The sequence below is a fragment of the Halomonas sp. 328 genome (assembly GCF_015645095.1).
Taxonomy (GTDB): domain Bacteria; phylum Pseudomonadota; class Gammaproteobacteria; order Pseudomonadales; family Halomonadaceae; genus Bisbaumannia.
Window position 1 is genome coordinate 35,911 of the sequence record NZ_JADOTW010000004.1, and the last position, 21,030, is coordinate 56,940.

Here is a 21,030-nt window from a genome sequence, read left to right on the forward strand (position 1 = left end):
GCGGCGCAGGTGTCAGGTTACAGCGAGGCGGCGGAGCGGGCCGCCTGATCGTAGAGCCCCGACATGGCCCTGAGCATGCCGGCGATCTGGTGCATCTCCTCGCGACCGATGCCCATGGAGGAGAGTGACTCCACCAGACAGGCCTCGCGAATCTCCGCATACTTCATGCAGGCCGCCCGGCCCGCCTCGCTGGTCCGGAAGAAGGTCTCCTTGCCGTGCTTCTCGCCGCTGACCAGGCCCAGCTTGGTGAGCTTCTTCAGCGCATAGGTCACCGTATGGGTGTCCTCCACGTTGAGCACCAGGCAGATATCCGCCTGGCGCTTGGCGCGCTCCCGGTGATTGACGCTATGCAGCACCAGCACGTCCAGGGCGCCCAGCTCCGGAAAGCCGCTGGCGGTCATGCAGCGCACCATCCAACGGTTGAAGGCGTGGCTGGAGATGATCAGGCCGAATTCGAATTCCGAGAGCTCCTGGGCGCTGCGCGACAGGTGCTCGGAGGAGACGATGGGCCCGCGCGGATCGGCGGCCCTGCTAGGTGCTTGACTCATTTAGCGGTTCCCCATGGCATCGGGCAGATAGGTGACGATCTGCGGGAAGAGGGTGATGAGGATAACACCCAGCAGCATCAGCCCGAAGAAGGGCAGGGCGGCCCTGGCGATATGCAGGATGTTCTTGCCGGTCATGCCCTGGAGGACGAAGAGGTTGAAGCCCACCGGGGGCGTGATCTGCGACATCTCCACCACGATCACCAGGAAGATGCCGAACCAGATCAGGTCGATGCCGGCGGCCTCCACCATCGGCAGCATGATGGAGGTGGTCAGTACCACCACCGAGATGCCGTCGAGGAAGCAGCCCAGCACGATAAAGAACAGGGTCAGCGCCAGCAGCAACATCAGCGGCGACAGCTCCAGGGTGGCGATCCAGGCGGCCAGCTCGCTGGGCAGCCGGGTGAAGCCCATGGCCACGGTGAGGAAGGAAGCGCCGGCGAGGATAAAGGCGATCATGCAGGAGGTCTTCACCGCGCCGAGCAGGGCATCGCGGAAGATCTCCCGGTTCATGGCGCCCTGCAGCCGGGCCAGGAGCAGGGAGAGGGCCACCCCCACCGCGGCCGCCTCGGTGGGCGAGGCCAGGCCGGCGTAGATGGAGCCGATCACCCCGACGATCAGCCCCATCATCGGGATCAGGCGCTTCGAGCGGCGCAGCTTCTCCCCCAGGCTGGTGCGTTCGTCGGCGGGGGGAATCCGTTCGGGGTAGCGCCAGGCCCAGAGCATCAGGTAGGCGGCGAACAGCGAGATCAGCATCAGCCCGGGAAAGACCCCGGCCATGAACAGCCGGGCGATGGACTGGTCGGTGGCCACGGCGAAGACGATCAGGATGATCGAGGGGGGGATCAGCAGCCCCAGGGTGGCGGAGCCGGCCAGGGTACCCAGTACCAGGCGGTCGTCATAGCCGCGGCGGCCGAGCTCCGGAATGGTCATCTTGCCCATGGTGGCACAGGTGGCGGCGGAGGAGCCGGAGACCGCGGCGAACAGGCCACAGCCCACCACATTGGAGTGCAGCAGGCGTCCCGGCACCCGCTGCATCCAGGGCGAGAGACCGCTGAACATGTCCTCGGCGAGGCGTGAACGAAAGAGGATCTCGCCCATCCAGATGAACATTGGCAGGGCGGTCAGCTCCCAGCTGTAGCTGGCGCTCCAGATGGTGCTGGCCATGACGTCGCCGGTGGGCACCTGGGTGAAGGCGGTGATACCCAGCCAGCCCATGCCCAGCAGGGCGAAGGCCACCCAGACGCCACTGCCCAGCATGATCAGCAGGGCGGCGAAGAGAAGGGTCATCATCAACAGCATGGTGGACTCCGGGCTTATTCGTGGCCGGCGTCGTCGATGCGGAAGCTCGACGGGCGGGTCAGGGCGATAACGAGGGTGGTGAGCCAGGCCTCCAGCAGGGCCAGGCAGAACAGCCCCACGCCGGCCAGCATCGCCGACTGGGGGATCCACAGCGGGATGCGCAAGAGCCCATAGGAGGTCTCGCCGAAGGCGATGCTGTCCTCCAGCAGCCAGAAGAGGTTCCAGGCCAGGTAGCCGGCCAGGAGAAGTGCCAGGCTAAGGCAGAGCAGTTCCACATGGGCCCGGGCCCCCGGGGGCAGGCGGCCGATCAGCAGGGTCACGCGGATATGGCCCCCATGGATAAAGGTGTAGGCCAGCCCCAGGAAGCTGGCGCCCACCAGCAGGAAGCCGGAGATCTCGGAGAGGCCGGGAATCGCCAGGCCGATGCGATCGAAGCCGAGCTGGATGGCGAATCGGTCGACGATGCGGCCGAGGATCTGGGCGGTGATCAGGCCGCAGATCAGGCACAGGCAGGCGGCGGCCAGGTAGCCCCCCAGGGTATAGAGAGGGCGGAGTCGATAGCGCATGGGAGTCACCGTATGGTGGGCGGCAAGGGCAAGCCGGGCCCCGCGGGGCCCGGAACCCCGCTAGCGAGCGTTGAGGTAGTTGCCGAGGATGGCGGCGCCCTGGTCGCCGGCGCGCTCGACCCACTCCTCGGTCATGGTGGCGCCGACCTGCTCGAGCAGCTCGGCGAGCTCGGCACTCGGCTCGCTGACCTGGATGCCGTTCTCGGCGAGCACGGCCAGGGCCTCCTCGGTCTCCTGGCGGCTCATTTCCCAGCCGCGCCGCTCGGCCTCGGCGGCGGCCTCGAGCAACGCCTCCTGGCTGGCCTCGTCGAGCCGCGAGAAGGCCTGCTCGTTGACGATCACCATGTTCTTGGGCAGCCACAGCTGAGCGTGGTTGAAATGGCTAAGGTAATCCCAGGCCTTGGTGTCGGCGCCGGTGGCCGGCGAGGTGACCATGGCCTCGACTCGACCGGTGCTGAAGGCGGTGGGGATATCCGGCACCTCCACCTGGGTCGGCACGGCGCCGGTCAACTGGGCCAGGCGCTCGCTGGCGGTGTTGTAGGCACGCATGCTGAGGTTGCGCAGGTCATCCGGCGACTCGATGGCCTGCTGGGTGAAGATCCCCTGGGGCGGCCAGGGCACCGCGAAGAGCAGTCGCAGGCGCTGGCTGGCCAGCTCCTCGGCGATGATCTCGCGGGAGGCCTCCCACAGGGTCCAGGCGTCCTCGTAGTTGGCCGCCAGGTAGGGCACCGAATCGACCTCGTAGATGGGGTTCTCGTTGGCCAGCCGCGACATGATCAGCTCGCCCATGGGCACGATGCCACGGCGCACCGAGTTCTTGATCTCGGGGTGACCGATCAGCGAGCCGTTGGAGTGAACGGTGATATCCAGCTCGCCGTCGGTGCGCTCGCGCACCTCGTCGGCGAATTCGCGAATGTTGACGGTATGGAAGGTGCGATCGCCATAGGGGGTGGGCATGTCCCACTGTGTCGCGGCCTGGGCGCCGGCACCCAGGGTGGTGAGGCCGAGGCCCAGGGCGGTGGAGGTCAGCCCTGCCAGTAGACGGGTCTTCATCGAATCTTCCTCGTGGTTGGGTCGCTATTGTTGTTTCGGTCGCCGAAGCGCCGGGGCACAGTCGCAGCTTAGTCGCTGGTGTGATGGGAGGTTAGGTCTCAGGAAGACGATACGTCAACGTTTCTAAGACTATTTGATGATGAAATGACATCAATTTATCGATAAATTATTTTCAAAGCACAATGATACCGTCGCCATGACAAGGAGCCTGGACATGACCCGACTACGACTCAACGCCGACATGGGCGAAAGCCTGGGGCCCTGGGTGATGGGCCGCGACGACGAGCTGATGCCCCATGTGGACCTGGCCAACGTGGCCTGCGGTTTCCACGCGTCCGACCCGGACACCATGCGCGCCACGGTCCGCCTGGCGGTGGCCCACGGCGTCACCGTGGGCGCTCATCCCGCCTATCCGGACCTGGTGGGTTTCGGGCGACGCTCGCTCGCCTGTCGCCCCGAGGAGGTGGAGAACCTGCTGCTCTATCAGCTGGGGGCCCTGGCGGGCGTCTGCCGTGCCGAGGGCACCCCGCTGGGGTATGTGAAGCCCCATGGCGCCCTCTATAACGACATGATGCGCGATCCCGCGATCCTCGCGGCGGTGATGCGGGCGGTGGCGGCCTATGATGCCGGCTTGCCGCTGATGGTGATGGCCACCCGCGACAATGCCCCGGCGCGGCGCCTGGCTTCGAGCCATGGCCTGACCCTGTGGTTCGAGGCCTTCGCCGATCGCGCCTACGACGGCGAGGGGCGCCTGGTCTCGCGGCGCGAGCCCGGCGCCGTACACCATGATCCGGCGCTGATCGTCGACCAGGCCCGGCGCATCGCCCGGGGCGAGCCCTTGACCGCCAGCGACGGCAGCGAGCTGGTGCTCGAGGCCGAGACCCTCTGCGTGCATGGCGACAACCCCGAGTCGATCGCCGCCGTGGTGGCCATTCGCCAGGCCCTGAACTCCTTATGAGCCGCCCTATGAATCGCCCCAATCCGCGCCTGGAGTCGGCGGGCCTGGATGGCTGGCTGGTGCGCCTCTTCGACGAGATCGACGAGGCCAACCTGGCCTGGCTGGAGGCCCTGATGGCGGCCTGCGAGGCGCGCCTCGGCGAGTCCCTGATCGACCTGGTGCCCTCCTATACCACCCTGCTGGTCTGTTTCGATCCGCTGCGCCTGGAGGGGGGCGAGGCGCGTCGCCGTCTGCTGGCCATCCTCGCCGAGCTGCGGCCGCGGGAGAATGACGCCGAGTCAGCGCCGCTCAAGACGCTGCCGGTCTGGTATGACGAGGCCGTGGGGCCGGAGCTTGTGCGCCTCGCCGAGGGGTTCGATGGCGATATCGCCGCCGTGGTTCGTGCCCATACCCAGGCGGAGTATCGGGTCTTCGCCCTGGGCTTCGCCCCCGGCTTCGCCTTTATGGGAGGGCTACCGGCGAGCCTCGAGGCACCACGCCTGGCCACGCCGCGCCGCCGGGTGCCGGCGGGTAGCGTGGCGGTGGCGGGGCGTCAGACCGCCGCCTATCCCACGGCGTCCCCCGGGGGCTGGAACCTGCTGGGACGCACGCCGGTGACGCTCTTCGATCGCCAGCGGGAGCACCCTAGCCTGCTGGCGGTGGGGGACCGGGTGCGTTTCGAGGCGGTGGATCGGGAGACCTTTATCGAGCTGGGGGGTGACCCCACGCTCATGGCGGAGGAGGGCGCATGAGCGAGCTGGCGAGTCTGCGGGTGGAGCGCGCCGGGCCCCTGGCCCTGCTCCAGGACGCCGGACGCTTCGGCGTTCGACGCCTCGGCGTCACTCAAGGGGGGCCGGTGGACCTGCACGCCTGGGCCTGGGCCAATCGCCTGGCGGGCAATCCCTGGGGCGCCGCCGCCCTGGAGATAACCCTGGGGGGCCTGACCCTGGTGGCACGGCGGGACGCCTGGCTGGCCCTGGCCGGGGCCGACCTGGGCGCGACCCTCGATGGCGAGCCCCTGCCACCCTGGCGACGCTTTCGCCTGGGCGCCGGCCAGCGCCTCGCCTTCGCCACGCCCCAAGCCGGACTGCGCGCCTACCTGGCGGTGGCCGGCGGCTTCAACGCCGAGCCGGAGCTGGGTAGCCTGGCCTGCGTGGTGCGCGAGGGGCTGGGGGGGCATCGCGGCCAGGGCAGGGCGCTGGCGGCGGGGGATGCCCTGGCGTTTCGGCCGGGTGGACCCGCCGAAGGCCCCGCCGAGGCCCCGCTAGCGGTACGACCCGACTATAGGGCCGAGCCCCGGCTGGCGCTGATTCCCGGCGCCCAGATCGCGGCCTTTCGTGGTTCGAGCCTGTTCGCTGCCTTCCATCATCCCTGGCGGGTCGATGCCCGAGCCGATCGCATGGGGGTGCGCCTGACCGGCCCGAGGCTCGAGTGCGCCATCGACTCCCTGGTCTCGGAGGGCATCGGCCTGGGGGCGGTGCAGGTGCCGCCGGATGGCCAGCCCATCGTGTTGCTCAACGACCGCCAGACCATCGGCGGCTATCCGCGCCTGGGCAGCCTGACGCCCCTGGCCTGTGCGCGCCTGGCCCAGTGTCAGCCCGGGCAGCGGCTCTGGCTGCGGCCACAAGGCCGGGAGGCGGCCCAGGCCGAGTTCGTACGCTGGCGCCGGGAGTTCGAGTAGCCTCCAGCCCCTTGACCGGGTAGGGGGCTTTGCTAGGATGGTGTCGCGGCGGGACGACCCGCCGTTATTGCACTCACCGGGGACGGCCCCGACCGCCTCGGAAGCTTCTCCATGACTACCGCCTGGATCCTTCTCGTCATCGCCGGCCTGCTCGAAGTCGCCTGGGCCCTGGGGCTCAAGGCCTCGGCGGGCTTTACCCGGCTCTGGCCCAGCCTCTTTACCCTGGCCGCCATGATCGCCAGCTTCTATCTGCTCGCCCAGGCCATGAAGGTGCTGCCGGTGGGCACCGCCTATGCCATCTGGGTGGGCATCGGTGCCCTGGGCACGGTGCTGCTCGGCATCCTGATCTATGGCGACAGCGCCAGCCCCCTGCGCCTGGTCAGCCTGGTACTGGTGCTGGCCGGCCTGGTGGGCCTGAAGCTCGCCGGCTAGCCATTTCCCGACGACAAAACCACAAGGCCCGCGGCGTTTGCCGCGGGCCTTGTGGTTTTCGGGCATCCGATGGCGTGCCTAGAGCAGGCCGCGTCGCTCCAGCACCCCGGCGATGATCGGCACCGGGGTCATCAGATGCTCGCGCATCATGGCGCAGGCCTTGGGGCTGTCCCGGTTGAGGATCACCTCCACCAGGGCCGCGTGCTCCTCGCGCTTGGTGGCCAGGGCCGCCTCCGAGAAGACCGTCTCCCGCAGCCACAGGTGGCGATAGCGCTCCGCCTGGTCGAAGAGGCTCTCGCGCACCCGCAGCAGGTGCTCGGAGCCGCAGCCGGCGACGATCGCCTGGTGGAAGGCCTTGTGGCGGGCATCCCAGATATCCAGCACCTCGTCGGGGCCATTCACCTCCACCACCTTGGAGAGGGTATGGGCATGGGCGAGGATCTCCGCCTCCCAGTCGTCGTCGCCCCGCTCGATGGCCAGGCGCAAGAGTAGCCCTTCGAGCTGCGAGCGGGCGTCGTAGAGGTCGTGCAGTTCGGCCAGGGACATGGTGGCGACCCGGTAACCGCGCTGGCTGATGGCCACCACCATGCGCTCTGCCACCAGCTGGGACAGGGCCTCTCGGAGCGGGCCGACCCCCAGGTCGTAGCGCTCCTTGAGGTGGCTCATCAGCAGCTTCTCGCCGGGGGGGAAGACGCCGCGAATGATGTCCTTCTTGAGCCAGGTGTAGGCGCTGATGCCCTGATTCTGCCGAGGGGGGGTATCCATGGGTGTACTCCTTGTCTTGTCGACATGATACCCAATCCATCGATGAGCCACCTAATGGGATAGACGATTGGATAATGCCTATTTTGCAGTGCCTGGTTGACGGAAGTTAGAAATGTCGATATTTTTGTATTGTGTCGTCAATAAGGGCGCCCCAGGGGCCCACTACGCCAGCCAGGAGCCAACCATGACCGTCTTGACTCAGCTTCCCGCCGCCGCCATGCCGCTGCCCGAGGCCATCCAGGGCTTCACCCTGGAGCCGAGCAGCCATTCACCGCGCCTGCTCAACCTGACCCTCTCCCGCGAGGTGGTCGAGGCCTTCCTGGCCGCCGTGGCCGATACCCCGGTGCAGGCCCTGGAGTACAAGTCGATGCTGCGCTTCCGGGTCGCCAAGGTGCTCGACGACCTGTGCGGCAACACCCTGCAGCCGGTGCTGATCAACACCCTGGTGGATCGCGCCACCGGTGGCCTGCAGGTGACCCCGGAAGGTCTCGATGAGGTGGCCCAGGCCGAAGAGATGGTCAAGGTAGCCACCGCCGTGGCTCACCTGATGGGGCGCTCCAACTACGACGCCATGAGCGGCCAGTACTATGCTCGCTTCGTGGTCAAGAACGTCGACGATTCCGACAGCTACCTGCGTCAGCCGCACCGGGTGATGGAGCTGCACAACGACGGCACCTTCGTCGAGCAGGACACCGATTATGTGCTGATGATGAAGATCGACGAGCAGAACATGGAAGGCGGCAACTCCCTGTTGCTGCACCTGGACGACTGGGCCGACCTGGAGCGCTTCTACGGCCATCCGATGGCGCGTCGCGAGATGCGCTGGAGCGCACCGCCCAGCAAGAACGTCGCCAAGGACATCTACCATGCGGTCTTCGATGTGGATCGCGGCGGCCGACCGATCATGGCCTATATCGATCAGTTCGTGCAGCCGAAGGACTTCGAAGAGGGCAACTGGCTCACCGATCTTTCCGAGTCCCTGGAGACCAGCCCGGCGATCCTTTCGGTGCCCAACCCGGTGGGGAGCTTCCTGCTGATCAACAACCATTTCTGGCTGCATGGTCGCGATCGCTTCACCCCGCATCCCGACCTGCGTCGCGAGCTGATGCGCCAGCGTGGCTACTTCACCCATGCCAAGACCCTGCGCAATCCGCGTCAGAAGTAAGTAGACTTTCCGTGGCCGCGCCCGACGCGGCCACGGTATTTGACGTTCCTCCCGGTGCAGGAGGGACGCGCCCCTGACGAGACGACGAGGCCTGCGGTGTACGACTTTATTATTATCGGCGGCGGCATCATCGGCATGTCCACCGCCATGCAGCTGATTCGAACCTATCCCGACCGCAAGATGCTGGTGGTGGAGAAGGAGTCGGGGCCGGCCCATCACCAGACCGGCCATAACAGCGGCGTGATTCATGCCGGGGTCTACTACACCCCGGGCAGCCTCAAGGCGCGTTTCTGCCTGGAGGGCAACCGCGCCACCAAGGCGTTCTGCGACACCCATGGCATCGCCTATGACGAATGCGGCAAGCTGCTGGTGGCCACCAACGACATCGAGATGCAGCGCATGCAGGCGCTGTGGGAGCGCACCGAAGCCAATGGTCTGGAGCGTCACTGGTTGTCGGGCGCCGAGCTCAAGGAGCGCGAGCCCAATATCACCGGCGTGGGGGGGATCTTCGTGCCCTCCAGCGGTATCGTCAATTACGCCCAGGTGACCGAGGCCATGGCCGGCGAATTCCAGCGCCTGGGCGGCGAGATTCGCTACGCCACCGAAGTGACTGGCCTGGAGGAGCGCGCCCAGGAGGTGGTGGTCAAGACCACCCAGGGTGACCTGACCAGCCGCTATCTGCTCTCCTGTTCGGGACTGATGGCCGACCGGGTGGTGCGCATGCTGGGGCTCGATCCCGGCTTCACCATCTGCCCCTTCCGCGGCGAATACTACCTGCTGCCGGAAAAACACAACCAGATCGTCAATCACCTGATCTATCCGATTCCCGATCCCTCCATGCCGTTTCTCGGCGTGCACCTGACCCGCATGATCGACGGCACCGTGACCGTCGGCCCCAATGCGGTGCTGGCGTTCAAGCGCGAGGGCTACCGCAAGACGGATATCTCGGTGATGGACATGGCCAGGATGTTCACCAACCCGGGCATCCTCAAGGTACTCAAGGCGAACCTCAAGCCGGGCCTCCACGAGATGAAGAACTCCCTGTTCAAGGGGGGGTACCTGGAGGAGGTGCGCAAGTACTGCCCCAGCATCACCAAGGCCGATCTCGGCGCCTATCCCGCCGGGGTGCGAGCCCAGGCGGTCTCCAAGGACGGCAAGCTGGTGGACGACTTCCTCTTCGTCAACACCAGGCGCACCATCAATGTCTGCAATGCGCCGTCCCCGGCGGCCACCTCGGCGATTCCCATCGGCGCCCATATCGTCGAGAAGGTGCAGGCCCAGGTGGCCTGAGCCCTGGCGAGGGATCGCCGATCCCTCGCGCCTGATGTGACTCTCGGTCTTGCCGTGGCCCTGGGCCCGGTAGCCATTTTGCCCACGCCTCGGCGTGGGTTTTTTTATTTATCCGCGATTTCTTCTATAGAGGCGTCACGGCCTCTCGTGAGCCGGAGTGGGCCGGGCTAGGGTGGGCACGGGACGCCATAACAACCCCAATCACTCAAGGAAGCGAAGATGAAATTGACGCCTACCCTGCTGGCGGCGGCCATCGCCACGGCTCTCACTGGTACCACCCAGGCCGCCCCGCTGCTCGACGACCGGCCCCTGCTGGTCGGCAGTCCCGAACACCAGAGCGCCAATGCCTGGGTCGAGATCTCCCAGGCTGCCTTCGAGGGCAATGTGCGCGGGGTACAACAATTGCTCGACGGTGAATCGGAGCTGTGCGCCATCATGAAGGCGGACGCCTATGGCCACGGCATCGCCAACCTGATGCCCTCGGTGATCGCCCTCGGCATTCCCTGCATCGGCGTGGCCAGCAACGAGGAGGCCCGAGTGGTGCGGGCCAGTGGCTTCGAGGGGCGCCTGATGCGGGTGCGCAGCGCCACCCCGGAGGAGGTCCGCGGTGCCTTCGACTATGAGATGGAGGAGCTGTTCGGCGACGTCACGGCGGCGCGCCTGGCGTCCGAGGCGGCCGCCGAGGCGGGAGTGACCCTGCGCTATCACCTGGGGCTCAATGCCGGCGGCATGGGGCGCAACGGTTTGGCGATGGAGAGCGAGGCGGGGCGCCAGGAGGCGCTGGCGCTGCTGGCGCTGCCGCAGCTGGAGCTCGCAGGGATCATGACCCACTTCGCCTTCGAGGAGGCCGACTTCGTGCGCCAGGGGCTCGAGGCCTTTCACGAGCAGAGTGACTGGCTGATCGCGGAAGCGGGGCTCGATCGCGATGCCCTGATCCTGCATGCCGCCAACTCCTTTGCCACCATGGAGGTGCCCGAGGCGCGGCTCGACATGGTGCGCCCCGGCGGCCTGCTCTACGGGGACCTGCCTCACTATGCCCAGTTCCAGCCGGTGATGTCGTTCCGCACCCGGGTCGCCTCGGTGAACGACTATGTGGCGGGCAGTGGCGTCGGCTACGACAACGTGCGGATCCTCGAGCGGGATAGCCTGCTGGCCAACCTGCCGGTGGGCTACTCGGATGGCTATCGCCGGATCTTTACCGATGCTGCCCATGTGCTGATCAACGGCGAGCGGGTGCCGGTGGTGGGTCGGATCTCGATGAACACCACCATGGTGGATGTCACCGACCTGCCCGGGGTGGCCCCCGGCGACGAGGTGGTGCTCTACGGGGTTCAGGGCGAAGGGCAGATCACCATCGATGAGCTGGAGGAGCTGAATGGCGCCCTGCTGGCGGATCTCTACACCGTCTGGGGCAACTCCAATCCCAAGCTGCTGCGGCCCCGCGACGACTGAACCGCACCGGAGTCGAGAATACACGACGCCGCCCCTCGGGGCGGCGTCGTGCTGATTGGCCCAGCAGTCTTCTAGTGGCCCAGCATCCAGGGTCGGCCGCGCCCAGCCCGGGGGCGGGTATCCCGCTCCCGGGGGGCATGGCCGCAGCCATGCCGCTGTTTCGGCTCATGGGCACTGCGCTCGTTGGTGACATGGGCCTGCCGCCGGGCGTGGGGCATCAGTGCCAGGCGGGGCGCACTGAGGCGCCGTGGGGCCGGGGTGCCACAGCCTGGACAGGGCCTGGGCGCCTCGCGCTCACGCATCGGCAGCAAGGCGTCGAAGCTCCCGCAACGGGGGCAGTCGAACTCATAGATGGGCATGGCGTCATCCTCTCCAGGGGGCCTTGGGGAGATCGCCGGCCTGGATGCCGGGGTGGGGGCCCGAGGCCTGGGGCTGGATATCGAAGTCGAAGATCTCGGTGGGCAGCCAGAGGGTGGCGCACACATTGGGAATGTCGACGATGCCGCTGATATGCCCCTGCACCGGGGCCGTGCCGAGGATGGCATAAGCCTGGGCGCCGCTGTAGCCGAAGGTCTTGAGGTACTCGATGGCGTTGAGGCAGGCCTGGCGATAGGCCACATGGGCATCCAGGTAGTGCTGCTTGCCGCGCTCGTCCACCGAGATGCCCTCGAAGATCAGGTGATTCTGATACTTGGGCTGCATCACGCTGGGTTGGAAGATCGGGTTCTTGACCGCATAGCGGCGCATGCCGTCCTTGATCAGCTTGACGCGCAGGTGAATCCAGCCGGCCATCTCGATGGCTCCGCAGAAGGTGATTTCGCCATCCCCCTGGGAGAAGTGCAGGTCCCCCACCGAGAGTCCGCCCTCCTTCACATAGACCGGGAAGAAGACCCGGGAGCCCTTGGTCAGGTCCTTGATATCGCAGTTGCCGCCATGCTCCCGGGGCGGCACCGTGCGCGCTCCCTCGGTGGCCGCCTGGGTAGCGCTTGCCTTGTCCATCCGTCCCATATGGGCGGTATCCGCATAGGGCGGGTTGGCCAGGGGCGGCACCCGCTGCGGATCGGTATCGATCAGCGCCTGTTCGCGGCGGTTCCACTCGTCGAGCAGTTCCCGGGAGGGCAGGCAGCCGATCAGGCCCGGGTGCATCAGGCCGGTGAACTCGACGCCGGGGAGGTGGCGGGAGCGGGTGGTAATGCCATGGAAGTCCCAGATCGACTTGCGCGCCTCGGGGAAGTGCTCGGTGAGGAAGCCGCCGCCGTTCTCGCGGGCGAAGATGCCGTTGAAGCCCCAGGTCTGCTCGGGGAAGGCGCCGATATCGAGGATCTCCACCACCAGCAGATCCCCGGGTTCGGCCCCTCTGACCCCGATGGGGCCGCTTAGATAGTGCACCCGGCTCAGGTCGGCATCGCGGATATCCTCGGCGCTATCATTGTTGCTCACCTGGCCGCCGGTCCAGTCCATGCACTCGACGATGAAATCATCGCCGGGATCGACCCTTGCCACCATGGGGATGTCCGGGTGCCAGCGGTTGTGGATGCTGTCGTGCTCGGCGGGAGACTTGCTGAGGTCGATGCGAATCAGGGTGTCGGTCATGGCTGACGTCGCTCCATTGACGTGGATGATCCTGCTTATGCGTAGCCATTCTTAAGTTAGTAGAAAATTATTTAACTGCCAGGGCGGGAGCAGGAACGCAGGAACAGAGCGGGACGGGCCACCGGCGTGGCCCGTTGAGAAAGACGCGGTGGCTAGAAGCGCAGGGTGGCGCCGCGCACCGGAGTCAGGCGGCCATGATCGACGATGGGGCCGGTGGGTTGGCCCTGGGGGGCGCCCCCTTCGGGCTCGATACTCACCGCCAGGTCCGCCTGCAGCAGCAGGGCACGCAGCTCGGGGCCCGGGGCCAGGCGCTCGCGGCCCTGGCTGGGCAGCAGGCCCAGGGAGACCGGCGTGCCGTCGGCGATCAACCACAGCTCGCCGGTCTGGGCCTCGCCCACCTGGGTGGGTTGTACCGCCTGGACCAGCAGCTCGCCGGCCTCGGTGGCGCGGATGATCCAGCCGGGGGTGCGCTGTTCGTCGAGGACCACGAAGACCGCCTGCTCGGCAACGGGGAGGGCCTGTTCGGCCTGCTGCCACAGCAGGCCCAGGGCGAGGGCCAGGGCGGCGACCCCGGCGGTCAGGGCCTGCCAGGCGCCCAGGCGCTGCCACCAGGGCGTCGGTGCGAGGCCGGTGGCGGCGGTGATGCGTCGCCACACCTCGGCCGGTGGCGTGCGCGGGTCGAGGCGCTCGTTGAACAGCTGCAGGTGCTCCTGCCAGCGGGCCACGTCGTTCTGCAGGTCGTGACTCACCGCCAGCAGGGCCTCGAAGCGGGCCTTCTGGTCGACATCCAGCACGCCCAGAACATACTCGCCGGCGGCCAGATGGCGCTCCTTCGGATCACTCAGGTCCCATGGCTCAGGCATGTCTTCAATTTCTCCAGTCCGCGTCGAATCCAGCTCTTGATGCTGCCCAGGGGTTGCGCCAGGGACTCGGCGAGTTCGCTATGGGTCAGTCCCTGGAAATAGGCCAGCTCCATGGCCTGGCGCTGGGTCCCGGTCAGCGTATCGAGACAGTCGCGAAGCTCATGCTGCAGCTGAGCCTGGATGCTGTGCGTCTCCGGGTCGTCGTCGCCACTCAAACCGTCCAGCAGGGCATCCCCATCGGTGCTGTCCTGGGGTTTCTGGCGCCGCAGCCAGTCGATGCCGATATTGCGTGCCAGGGTGGCCAGCCAGGTCATCGGCCTGGCACGGCTCGGGTCATACTGCCCCGCGACGTGCCAGAGGCGCACATAGAGCTGCTGCAGGCAGTCCTGGGCGGCGCTCTCGTCTCTGACGATACGCAGCAGGATCGCATACAGATGCGAACTGCTGGCGCGATAGAGGCGCTCGAAGGCGAGGGCATCGCCCCGGGCACAGGCGGCGAGTTGATCGATCAGGTAGTGCTGGGAGGCGTCGGGCATCACGCGTCCTTGCAGGTCCAGCCAAGGGGAGTGGCCAGTCTTGGGCAGGCAGTCGCTAATGTAAAGCGGCGGCGATCAACGCCATCGAGTGAATTGCATCCAGGCGGCGGGGTGCTGCGTAACTCCCGATGACACCCCGCTGCGGGGTGACCTCGACCCGAGAGACAGGAGAGATCGCCATGACACTCAAGCTTCTTACCGCCAGCCTCTGTGCCGCCGCCCTGAGCCTCGGCATGGCCCAGGCCGATCATGGTCCCACCGAGGTGGGCGGGGCCGCCATGCTGCCGGAGCGCAATATCATCCAGAATGCCGTCCATTCCGGGGACCACGAGACCCTGGTGGCGGCGGTGCAGGCCGCCGGCCTGGCGGAGGTGCTGCAGGGAGAGGGGCCCTTCACCGTCTTCGCGCCGGTGGATGCGGCCTTCCAGCGGCTACCCGAGGGCACGGTGGAGACCCTGCTGCGGCCGGAGAATCAGGGCCAGCTGCAGACGGTGCTGACCTATCATGTGGTGCCCGGCAACCTGACCCGGGACGACCTCTGGGAGGCGGTGATGGCCCGGGACGGGGCGGCGAGTTTTGCCACCGTTCAGGGCGAGCGACTCACCGTGATGCGCAACGGCAACAACCTCAAGGTGATGGATCGCAGCGGCAACTCGGCCAATCTCAGCGTGGTGGACGTGGCCCAGGCCAATGGGGTGATCCATGTGGTCGATCGGGTACTGCTGCCGTAATGGCGTAGCCCGAAGGACGACGCCGGAAGGCGCTGTCTGACAGCGCCCCGTGACGCCGCCGCCGGCCTAGCCGGCGGCGGCGTCCTGGTGTTCGGCACCGCGTCCCTTGAGTTCGCTCCAGGCGGCGTAGGTGCTGAGAAAGACCCGACCGCCGAGCTCGTCGAGGAAATCGCTCTGCTTGAGACGGTCCATCACCGGCCCCTTGACCTCGGCCAGGTGCAGGGTGACCTCGGCCTCCTTGAGGCGGGCATTGATGGCGTCCAGGCTCTCCAGGGCGGAGGCGTCGATCAGGTTGACCGCCGAGCAGATCAACACCACATGCTCGAGCCCGGGGCGTGCCGCCACCAGCTCCAGGAGGGTGTCCTCCAGGTAGCGGGCATTGGCGAAGTAGAGACTCTCGTCGACCCGCAGGAAGGCCACATGGCCGAGGGTCTCCACCTCGTGACGCTCCGGGTTGCGGAAATGCTCGGTGCCCGGGACCCGCCCCACCAGGGCGCAGTGGGGGCGGCTGGTGCGATAGAGAAAGAGGCCGATGGAGAGGGCCACTCCGGCGAGGATGCCCAGCTCCACGCCCTCGGTGAGGGTCAGCAGGATGGTCACCGCCATGGCGGCGAAATCGCTGCGTGAGTAGCGCCAGGTCTGGCGCAGCATGGGCAGATCCACCAGGGTGAGGATGGCCACGGTGATGGTGGCGGCCAGGGTGGCGATGGGCAGGTAGTGGAGCCAGGGGGTCAGGGCCAGGGTCACCAGGCCGATGCCGAGGGCGGCGAAGACCCCCGCCATGGGGGTCCGGGCCCCGGCGTCATAGTTGATCACGGTGCGTGACAGGCCCCCGGTCACCGGCATGCCGGCGGAAAAGGCGGCGGTCAGGTTGGCGCCGCCCAGCCCCAGCAGCTCCTGATTGGGCGAAAGCCGCTCGCGACGCTTGGCGGCGAGCATCTGGGCCATGGAGACCGACTCCACGAAGCCCACCACGCTGATCAGCAGGGCCGGCACCAGCAGGGCTCGCCACAGCGCGCTGTCGAAGCCGGGCAGGGTCAGCGGCGGCAGACCCCGGGGGATCTCGCCGATCACCGCGACCCCGGCCTGATCGAGGCCGAGCCGCCAGGTCACCAGGGTGGTGACCACGACCGCCAGCACCGGGCCGCTGCGGGTCAGCAGCCCCGCCAGGTTGGCCGGCAGGCCGAGGCGCTGCAGGGTCGCCTTGCCATGGCGGCGCACCGCCACCAGGAAGAGCAGGCTGCCGCCGCCGATGGCCAGGGTCGGCCAGTGGGTCTGGTCGAGGTTGCCGGCCAGGGCCAGCAGCTGCGCCAGCAGGGTGTAGCCGCCTCCCTCGATACCCAGCAGGTGTCCCGCCTGGCCGGCGGCGATCAGCAGCCCAGAGGCGGTCAGAAAGCCCGAGATCACCGGGTGGCTGAGGAAGTTGGCCAGGAACCCCAGGCGCGCCAGGCCCATGGCCACCAGCATCAGCCCCGAGAGCAGCGACAGCACCAGGGCCGCCTGCAGGTATTCCGGGGTACCCGGCGTGGCCACCCCGGCCAGGGCGGCGCCGGTCATCAGGGCGACGATGGCCACCGGCCCCACCGCCAGGGTGCGGCTGGTGCCGAGCAGGGTGTAGGCCAGCAACGGCAGGATGCTGGCGTAGAGGCCCACCACCGCCGGCAGGCCGGCGAGGATCGCATAGGCCAGCGACTGGGGGATCACCATGATGGTGACGATCACCCCGGCCAGCAGATCGGCGGCACAGAGGCGACGGTTGTAGTGAGGCAACCAGGTGAGGATCGGCAGGTAGCGCTTGAGCATCCGGTCTCGTCTTGCGGGAAAGCGGCCCTACAGCCTAACCGAAAAGTGGCCGTGGCGAGAGGGGCGCATGCCACCAGGTGAAACGCCTGGTCCAAAAAAAGACTATCGGCCGGTGTCGCGGTGGCTTGAGGGCTTCCTTGGTCGTGCCGCCAAAGTCCCACAGCCGTCCCCGCCGACCCCGGGTAAGCTGGCGTCAGATCAACAATAACGGGGGAATGGCATGGCGATGATCATCATGGCCCTGGGCGTCGGGGGGGTGTTGGGCCTGGCGCTGGGGCTCTGGGCGCCTTGGCGCATCTACCGGGCCCGGGACGAGGCGTTGACGGCGTCCGGGGGGCTCTGGGCACCCCACCGGGACTACGCTTCCCTGCGGCGCATGGCCCAGGGGCTGCTGGGGCGGGCCAGCCAGACCGCCATCGCCTCGGCGGAGGTCTCCCATCATGCCGATCGTCTGGATGGGCAGCTGGCGCAGCAGGAGGTGGCCATGCAGGAGGCGGTGTCGCGGATGGCCTCAATCAGCGCGGCGGTGGCCCGGGTCGCCGAGGAGGCCGCCCGGGCGGCGAGCCTGGCCGGTCACTCCCGGGAGCTGGGGCACCAGGGGCGCGATGCCCTCACCCAGGTGATCGAGGAGATGCAGGCCCTGGCGGGGCGCTCCGAGCAGGCCCTGGCGCTGCTTGGGGCCCTGGGCGAGAAGGCCGATAGCATTCGCGAGGTGACCGCCATGATCGATGCCATCGCCGAGCAGACCAACCTGCTGTCGCTGAACGCCTCCATCGAGGCGGCCCGGGCCGGCGAGCAGGGCCGGGGCTTCGCGGTGGTGGCCGGGGAGGTGCGGGCCCTGGCCGCGCGCACCGCCGAGGCCACCCGGCATGTGGAGGCCCTGGTGGGGGATATCGGCGACAGCAGCGAGCGGGTGGTGGATACCCTGGGTCATCTGATGTGCCGGGTCGGCGAGCGGGCGGATCAGGTGGCCCAGGTGGGCGGCCACCTGGTCGAGATGACCGGCGACCTGGACCGGGTCGAGGCCTCGGTGAGGGGAATCGCCGAAGAGATGGCCGAGACCCAGGACCATGCCCGCCAGGTCACCGAAGGGATCGGCGACCTGGCCGAGGCGACCCGCCAGGGCAAGGCCGACATGCATGACCTGGCCGCTCAGGCCCATGCCCTGCTGGTGGCGGCGGAGGGCATCGACGGGGCCCTGGCCCAGCAGCGCCTGGCGGGGCGCCACCAGGCCGTCTATGCCGCGGCCCGGGAAGCCGCCGAGCGGATCGGTCGGGTACTCGAGCAAGGGGATCGCCCAGGGGGAGCTCGATGCCTCCGGCCTCTTCGAGGGAGGCTACGAGCCGATTCCCGAGACCGACCCGCCCCTCTACCGCAGCGCCTTCGATGCCTACACCGACCGGTATCTGCCGGAGATCCAGGAGCCCCTGCTCGAGCGGCTCGGCGTGGCCTATGCCATCGCCTGCGACCGGCGCGGCTATGTGCCGACCCATAATCGGGCGGTGAGTCGCGCCCCCACCGGCGACCGCGCCCACGACCTCCAGTACTGCCGCAGCAAGCGGATCTTCGATGATCCCACCGGGCGGCGCTGCGGGGCGCACCAGGAGCCCCTGCTGGTGCAGACCTACAAGCGCGACACCGGCGAGGTGATGCATGACCTCTCGGTGCCGATCCATGTTCGGGGCCGCCACTGGGGCGGCCTGCGCATCGGCTATGCCCCGGAGCGCGATGCCGGCTCGACAGCGGCCCCGCGGGAGGGACTGGCGAGGCTTCGCCAGCAAGCGCAGGGGGAAACCACGCCCCCGCTGGTCGCCAGTGAGGGGCTGGGGTAGCATCGACTGGCTGGATTCACCTACAAGGAAGCCCCCATGAAACCCGAAACGCTGGCCCTCCACCACGGCTATGCCCCGGACAACCAGAAGTCGGTGGCCGTGCCGATTCACCAGACCACTTCCTTCGCCTTCGACAGCGCCCAGCATGCGGCAGACCTGTTCGATCTCAAGGAAGAGGGCAATATCTACTCGCGGATCATGAACCCCACCTGCGCGGTGCTGGAGCAGCGCATCGCCGCCCTGGAGGGGGGCATCGCCGGCCTGGCGGTGGCCTCGGGAATGGCCGCCATCACCTATACCATCCAGACCCTGGCCGAGACGGGCGATAATATCGTCTCCATCAGCGAGCTGTATGGCGGTACCTACAACCTCTTCGCCCATACCCTGCCGCGCCAGGGCATCGAGGTGCGCTTCGTCGACAAGGATGACCTGGCGGGTATCGCCAAGCGTATCGATGGCCACACCAAGGCGCTCTTCTGCGAGAGCATCGGCAATCCCTCCGGCAGCGTGGTGGACATGGCGGCCCTGGCCGAGCTGGCCCACGAGCACGGCATCCCGCTGGTCGTCGACAATACCGTGGCCACGCCCTTCCTGTGGCGTCCCATCGAGCATGGCGCCGATATCGTCATCCACTCGGCGACCAAGTACATCGGTGGCCACGGTACCACCGTGGGCGGGGTGATCGTCGATTCCGGCAAGTTCCCCTGGGCCGAGCATGCCGAGCGCTTCCCGCTGCTCAATGAGCCGGACGTCTCCTACCACGGCATCAGTTATACCCGGGACGTGGGCGAGGCGGCCTTTATCGCCCGGGCACGGGTGGTGCCGCTGCGCAACATGGGCGCGGCCCTGTCGGCCCAGGCGGCCTGGAACCTGCTCCAGGGGCTGGAGACCCTGGCCCTGCGCATCGAGCGGGTCTGCGCCAATGCCCAGCGGGTCGCCGAGTACCTGGAAGGCCATGAGGCGGTGACCTGGGTGCAGTTCGCCGGCCTGCCGAGCCACAAGGATCACGCCCTGGCCGAGCGCTACATGCAGGGGCGTGCCTCGGGGATCCTCAGCTTCGGCATTCGTGGCGGCCGGGAGGCCGGGGTGCGTTTCTACGATGCCCTGGGGTTGATCCTGCGTCTGGTCAATATCGGCGATGCCAAGAGCTGTGCCTCGATTCCCGCCGCCACCACCCACCGCCAGCTCAACGATGAGGAGCTCGCCAGCGCCGGGGTCAGCGCCGACATGGTTCGACTGTCGATCGGCATCGAGCATGTGGATGACCTGCTCGCCGACCTGGATCAGGCCCTGGCCGCCAGCCAGGCCTGAGCCGCCCGGCAAGGTATCGCCCCGCGAGCCCGGCTCGCGGGGCGATTTTATTGCTGGGCCGTCCCGGGAGGGTGTCGGTGCTGCTGCCAGGCGGCTATTGCCAGGCGTCGAGCGCCATGGTGCGAATGCGACCGGAGGTTAGCCCACTCGTTTGCGCTGCGGCTGGCGGTGTTGCTGCCAGGCGGAGTAGGAGTAGCACACCAGGCCGACCCAGATCAGGGCGAAGGTGGTCAACTGCACCGACGACAGGGGTTCGTGAAAGACCAGCAGGGCGATGGCGAACTGCACGCTCGGGTTGATATACATCAGAAAGCCCAGGGTGGTGAGGCGCAGGCGACGGGCGGCACCGGCGAAGGCCAGCAGGGGCAGGGCGGTGATCACGCCGCTGGCGACCAGCAAGCCAGTGACCCAGGCCCCCTCGCCGAAGTGGGAGGCATCGATGGCGCTCAGCCAGGCCAGCGCCAGCAGGCCCAGGGGCAGCAGCAGGAGGGTCTCGACGAAGAGCCCGGAGAGGCCATCCAGGGGCACCTGCTTGCGCAGCAGGCCATAGGTGCCAAAGCTCAACGCCAGGGTCAGGCTGATCCAGGGCAGCTCGCCCAGCAGCAGCAGCTGCAGGGCGATGGCCGCCACCGCGAGCGCCACCGCCGTGCCCTGCAGCCGCGACATCGATTCCCGCAGCACCAGCAGGCCGAGGGCCACGTTGACCAGGGGCGTCATGAAGTAGCCGAGGCTCGCCTGGAGCACCTGACGGCTCTCCACCGCGTAGATATAGAGTCCCCAGTTGATGCCGATCAGCACCGCGCAGCCGAGCACGCGGCCCAGGCGCCGCGGCTCGGCCAGGGCCGCGCGGATCGGCGCCCAGCGTCCCAGCAGGGTCACCAGGCCGACCAGGAAGAAACACGACCAGAGGATCCGGTGAATCAGGATCTCCCAGGCCGGTACCCCCTCGAAGAGGGCGAAGAAGAGGGGAAAGCAGCCCCACATCAGGTAGGCGGCCAGGCCGAACCCGACCCCGGTCTGGGCCTCCCTCGCCGGGTTCGACGGTATCACCGTCTGCTCCACTTCCTGGCTCATGGTTATCTCGCTATCAAAAACGTCAATCTAGGAGTCTGCCGGATTTGACCGATCGTCGCGAGAAAGACGGATTTCGAGACAAGTTTATCGATCGGATGA

Annotated in this window: 22 protein-coding genes; 11 read left to right on the forward strand and 11 right to left on the reverse strand. The window is 67.7% G+C overall.

The window, feature by feature from the left end; all coding sequences use genetic code 11:
- Positions 1–17: 17 nt before the first annotated feature.
- Genes IHD13_RS02590 through IHD13_RS02605 form a run of 4 tightly spaced genes read right to left on the reverse strand, consistent with a single transcriptional unit; the run spans position 18 to position 3,466 of the window.
- Positions 18–548: a winged helix DNA-binding protein gene (locus tag IHD13_RS02590; RefSeq protein ID WP_195859478.1), complete on the reverse strand. Its 531-nt coding sequence runs from the start codon at positions 546–548 to the stop codon at positions 18–20.
- Positions 549–1,847, reverse strand: coding sequence for a TRAP transporter large permease (locus IHD13_RS02595; protein WP_195859479.1), 1,299 nt, complete (start codon positions 1,845–1,847; stop codon positions 549–551). It abuts the gene before it with no gap.
- A gap of 14 nt (positions 1,848–1,861) precedes the next feature.
- Positions 1,862–2,413 carry a TRAP transporter small permease gene (locus IHD13_RS02600; protein ID WP_195859480.1) on the reverse strand — a complete coding sequence of 184 codons (552 nt, stop codon included), beginning with the start codon at positions 2,411–2,413 and terminating at the stop codon, positions 1,862–1,864.
- Positions 2,414–2,473: 60 nt separating this feature from the next.
- Entirely contained in the window at positions 2,474–3,466 is a 993-nt protein-coding gene (locus IHD13_RS02605; RefSeq protein ID WP_195859481.1) for a TRAP transporter substrate-binding protein, read from the reverse strand.
- Positions 3,467–3,680: 214 nt separating this feature from the next.
- On the opposite strand from IHD13_RS02605, the gene IHD13_RS02610 reads away from it, so the two are divergent.
- The 4 genes from IHD13_RS02610 to sugE all read left to right on the forward strand — a co-directional run bounded on the left by IHD13_RS02610 (position 3,681) and on the right by sugE (position 6,516).
- Positions 3,681–4,424, forward strand: a complete 744-nt coding sequence (locus IHD13_RS02610) for a 5-oxoprolinase subunit PxpA (protein WP_195859482.1) — start codon at positions 3,681–3,683, stop codon at positions 4,422–4,424.
- Positions 4,425–4,432: 8 nt separating this feature from the next.
- Positions 4,433–5,155, forward strand: a complete 723-nt coding sequence (gene pxpB / locus IHD13_RS02615; protein ID WP_195859483.1) for a 5-oxoprolinase subunit PxpB — start codon at positions 4,433–4,435, stop codon at positions 5,153–5,155.
- Positions 5,152–6,084 (forward strand): biotin-dependent carboxyltransferase family protein, encoded by a 933-nt coding sequence (locus IHD13_RS02620; protein ID WP_195859484.1) that lies wholly within the window; start codon positions 5,152–5,154, stop codon positions 6,082–6,084. Before pxpB ends, IHD13_RS02620 begins: the two co-directional genes overlap by 4 nt.
- A 111-nt stretch (positions 6,085–6,195) precedes the next feature.
- Complete coding sequence (gene sugE / locus IHD13_RS02625; protein WP_195859485.1) at positions 6,196–6,516, forward strand: quaternary ammonium compound efflux SMR transporter SugE; 321 nt, start codon at positions 6,196–6,198, stop codon at positions 6,514–6,516.
- A 78-nt stretch (positions 6,517–6,594) separates the two neighbouring features.
- Here sugE and csiR read toward each other — a convergent pair whose 3' ends face one another.
- Positions 6,595–7,281 (reverse strand): DNA-binding transcriptional regulator CsiR, encoded by a 687-nt coding sequence (gene csiR, locus IHD13_RS02630; RefSeq protein ID WP_195859486.1) that lies wholly within the window; start codon positions 7,279–7,281, stop codon positions 6,595–6,597.
- Between the two features lie 184 nt (positions 7,282–7,465).
- On the opposite strand from csiR, the gene glaH reads away from it, so the two are divergent.
- From glaH to alr, 3 genes are all read left to right on the forward strand, one after another.
- Positions 7,466–8,446: a glutarate dioxygenase GlaH gene (glaH, locus tag IHD13_RS02635; RefSeq protein ID WP_195859487.1), complete on the forward strand. Its 981-nt coding sequence runs from the start codon at positions 7,466–7,468 to the stop codon at positions 8,444–8,446.
- A gap of 96 nt (positions 8,447–8,542) precedes the next feature.
- Entirely contained in the window at positions 8,543–9,736 is a 1,194-nt protein-coding gene (gene lhgO, locus IHD13_RS02640; RefSeq protein ID WP_195859488.1) for an L-2-hydroxyglutarate oxidase, read from the forward strand.
- A 219-nt stretch (positions 9,737–9,955) separates the two neighbouring features.
- Positions 9,956–11,188, forward strand: a complete 1,233-nt coding sequence (gene alr, locus IHD13_RS02645; protein ID WP_195859489.1) for an alanine racemase — start codon at positions 9,956–9,958, stop codon at positions 11,186–11,188.
- 71 nt (positions 11,189–11,259) lie between these two features.
- Here alr and IHD13_RS02650 read toward each other — a convergent pair whose 3' ends face one another.
- The 4 genes from IHD13_RS02650 to IHD13_RS02665 all read right to left on the reverse strand — a co-directional run bounded on the left by IHD13_RS02650 (position 11,260) and on the right by IHD13_RS02665 (position 14,180).
- Complete coding sequence (locus tag IHD13_RS02650) at positions 11,260–11,547, reverse strand: FmdB family zinc ribbon protein (protein WP_195859490.1); 288 nt, start codon at positions 11,545–11,547, stop codon at positions 11,260–11,262.
- A 4-nt stretch (positions 11,548–11,551) separates the two neighbouring features.
- Positions 11,552–12,781, reverse strand: coding sequence for a formamidase (gene fmdA, locus IHD13_RS02655; protein WP_195859491.1), 1,230 nt, complete (start codon positions 12,779–12,781; stop codon positions 11,552–11,554).
- A 152-nt stretch (positions 12,782–12,933) separates the two neighbouring features.
- Complete coding sequence (locus IHD13_RS02660) at positions 12,934–13,644, reverse strand: anti-sigma factor (RefSeq protein WP_195859492.1); 711 nt, start codon at positions 13,642–13,644, stop codon at positions 12,934–12,936.
- Complete coding sequence (locus tag IHD13_RS02665) at positions 13,623–14,180, reverse strand: sigma-70 family RNA polymerase sigma factor (protein ID WP_195859493.1); 558 nt, start codon at positions 14,178–14,180, stop codon at positions 13,623–13,625. Before IHD13_RS02665 ends, IHD13_RS02660 begins: the two co-directional genes overlap by 22 nt.
- A gap of 179 nt (positions 14,181–14,359) precedes the next feature.
- Here IHD13_RS02665 and IHD13_RS02670 point away from each other — a divergent pair, with 179 nt between their 5' ends.
- Entirely contained in the window at positions 14,360–14,911 is a 552-nt protein-coding gene (locus IHD13_RS02670) for a fasciclin domain-containing protein (RefSeq protein WP_195859494.1), read from the forward strand.
- A 66-nt stretch (positions 14,912–14,977) separates the two neighbouring features.
- On the opposite strand, the gene IHD13_RS02675 is transcribed toward IHD13_RS02670, so the two are convergent.
- The gene (locus tag IHD13_RS02675) at positions 14,978–16,714 is read right to left on the reverse strand and encodes a SulP family inorganic anion transporter (RefSeq protein WP_195859495.1); all 1,737 of its coding nucleotides are present in this window, start codon (positions 16,712–16,714) and stop codon (positions 14,978–14,980) included.
- Between the two features lie 220 nt (positions 16,715–16,934).
- Between IHD13_RS02675 and IHD13_RS02680 the strand changes: the two genes are divergently transcribed.
- The 3 genes from IHD13_RS02680 to IHD13_RS02690 are packed head-to-tail and all read left to right on the forward strand — an operon-like array spanning position 16,935 to position 19,857.
- Positions 16,935–18,209 (forward strand): methyl-accepting chemotaxis protein, encoded by a 1,275-nt coding sequence (locus tag IHD13_RS02680; protein ID WP_195859496.1) that lies wholly within the window; start codon positions 16,935–16,937, stop codon positions 18,207–18,209.
- Positions 18,160–18,546 (forward strand): hypothetical protein, encoded by a 387-nt coding sequence (locus tag IHD13_RS02685; RefSeq protein WP_195859497.1) that lies wholly within the window; start codon positions 18,160–18,162, stop codon positions 18,544–18,546. Before IHD13_RS02680 ends, IHD13_RS02685 begins: the two co-directional genes overlap by 50 nt.
- Positions 18,547–18,582: 36 nt before the next feature.
- Positions 18,583–19,857 carry an O-acetylhomoserine aminocarboxypropyltransferase/cysteine synthase family protein gene (locus IHD13_RS02690; protein ID WP_195859498.1) on the forward strand — a complete coding sequence of 425 codons (1,275 nt, stop codon included), beginning with the start codon at positions 18,583–18,585 and terminating at the stop codon, positions 19,855–19,857.
- Between the two features lie 138 nt (positions 19,858–19,995).
- Here IHD13_RS02690 and rarD read toward each other — a convergent pair whose 3' ends face one another.
- On the reverse strand, positions 19,996–20,931 hold the full coding sequence (rarD, locus tag IHD13_RS02695) for an EamA family transporter RarD (protein WP_195859499.1): 936 nt from the start codon (positions 20,929–20,931) through the stop codon (positions 19,996–19,998).
- Between the last annotated feature and the right edge of the window lie 99 nt (positions 20,932–21,030).

Bases quoted from the DNA above. Each gene is read 5' to 3' on its own strand.
- IHD13_RS02670 (WP_195859494.1), top strand. From the start codon at position 14,360: ATGACACTCAAGCTTCTTACCGCCAGCCTCTGTGCCGCCGCCCTGAGC.
- glaH (WP_195859487.1), top strand. From the start codon at position 7,466: ATGACCGTCTTGACTCAGCTTCCCGCCGCCGCCATGCCGCTGCCCGAG.
- IHD13_RS02660 (WP_195859492.1), bottom strand. From the start codon at position 13,644: ATGCCTGAGCCATGGGACCTGAGTGATCCGAAGGAGCGCCATCTGGCC.
- sugE (WP_195859485.1), top strand. From the start codon at position 6,196: ATGACTACCGCCTGGATCCTTCTCGTCATCGCCGGCCTGCTCGAAGTC.
- IHD13_RS02590 (WP_195859478.1), bottom strand. From the start codon at position 548: ATGAGTCAAGCACCTAGCAGGGCCGCCGATCCGCGCGGGCCCATCGTC.
- IHD13_RS02605 (WP_195859481.1), bottom strand. From the start codon at position 3,466: ATGAAGACCCGTCTACTGGCAGGGCTGACCTCCACCGCCCTGGGCCTC.
- rarD (WP_195859499.1), bottom strand. From the start codon at position 20,931: ATGAGCCAGGAAGTGGAGCAGACGGTGATACCGTCGAACCCGGCGAGG.
- pxpB (WP_195859483.1), top strand. From the start codon at position 4,433: ATGAATCGCCCCAATCCGCGCCTGGAGTCGGCGGGCCTGGATGGCTGG.
- csiR (WP_195859486.1), bottom strand. From the start codon at position 7,281: ATGGATACCCCCCCTCGGCAGAATCAGGGCATCAGCGCCTACACCTGG.
- IHD13_RS02610 (WP_195859482.1), top strand. From the start codon at position 3,681: ATGACCCGACTACGACTCAACGCCGACATGGGCGAAAGCCTGGGGCCC.
- IHD13_RS02595 (WP_195859479.1), bottom strand. From the start codon at position 1,847: ATGCTGTTGATGATGACCCTTCTCTTCGCCGCCCTGCTGATCATGCTG.
- fmdA (WP_195859491.1), bottom strand. From the start codon at position 12,781: ATGACCGACACCCTGATTCGCATCGACCTCAGCAAGTCTCCCGCCGAG.
- IHD13_RS02650 (WP_195859490.1), bottom strand. From the start codon at position 11,547: ATGCCCATCTATGAGTTCGACTGCCCCCGTTGCGGGAGCTTCGACGCC.
- IHD13_RS02680 (WP_195859496.1), top strand. From the start codon at position 16,935: ATGGCGATGATCATCATGGCCCTGGGCGTCGGGGGGGTGTTGGGCCTG.
- IHD13_RS02600 (WP_195859480.1), bottom strand. From the start codon at position 2,413: ATGCGCTATCGACTCCGCCCTCTCTATACCCTGGGGGGCTACCTGGCC.
- IHD13_RS02675 (WP_195859495.1), bottom strand. From the start codon at position 16,714: ATGCTCAAGCGCTACCTGCCGATCCTCACCTGGTTGCCTCACTACAAC.
- IHD13_RS02620 (WP_195859484.1), top strand. From the start codon at position 5,152: ATGAGCGAGCTGGCGAGTCTGCGGGTGGAGCGCGCCGGGCCCCTGGCC.
- IHD13_RS02665 (WP_195859493.1), bottom strand. From the start codon at position 14,180: ATGCCCGACGCCTCCCAGCACTACCTGATCGATCAACTCGCCGCCTGT.
- alr (WP_195859489.1), top strand. From the start codon at position 9,956: ATGAAATTGACGCCTACCCTGCTGGCGGCGGCCATCGCCACGGCTCTC.
- IHD13_RS02690 (WP_195859498.1), top strand. From the start codon at position 18,583: ATGAAACCCGAAACGCTGGCCCTCCACCACGGCTATGCCCCGGACAAC.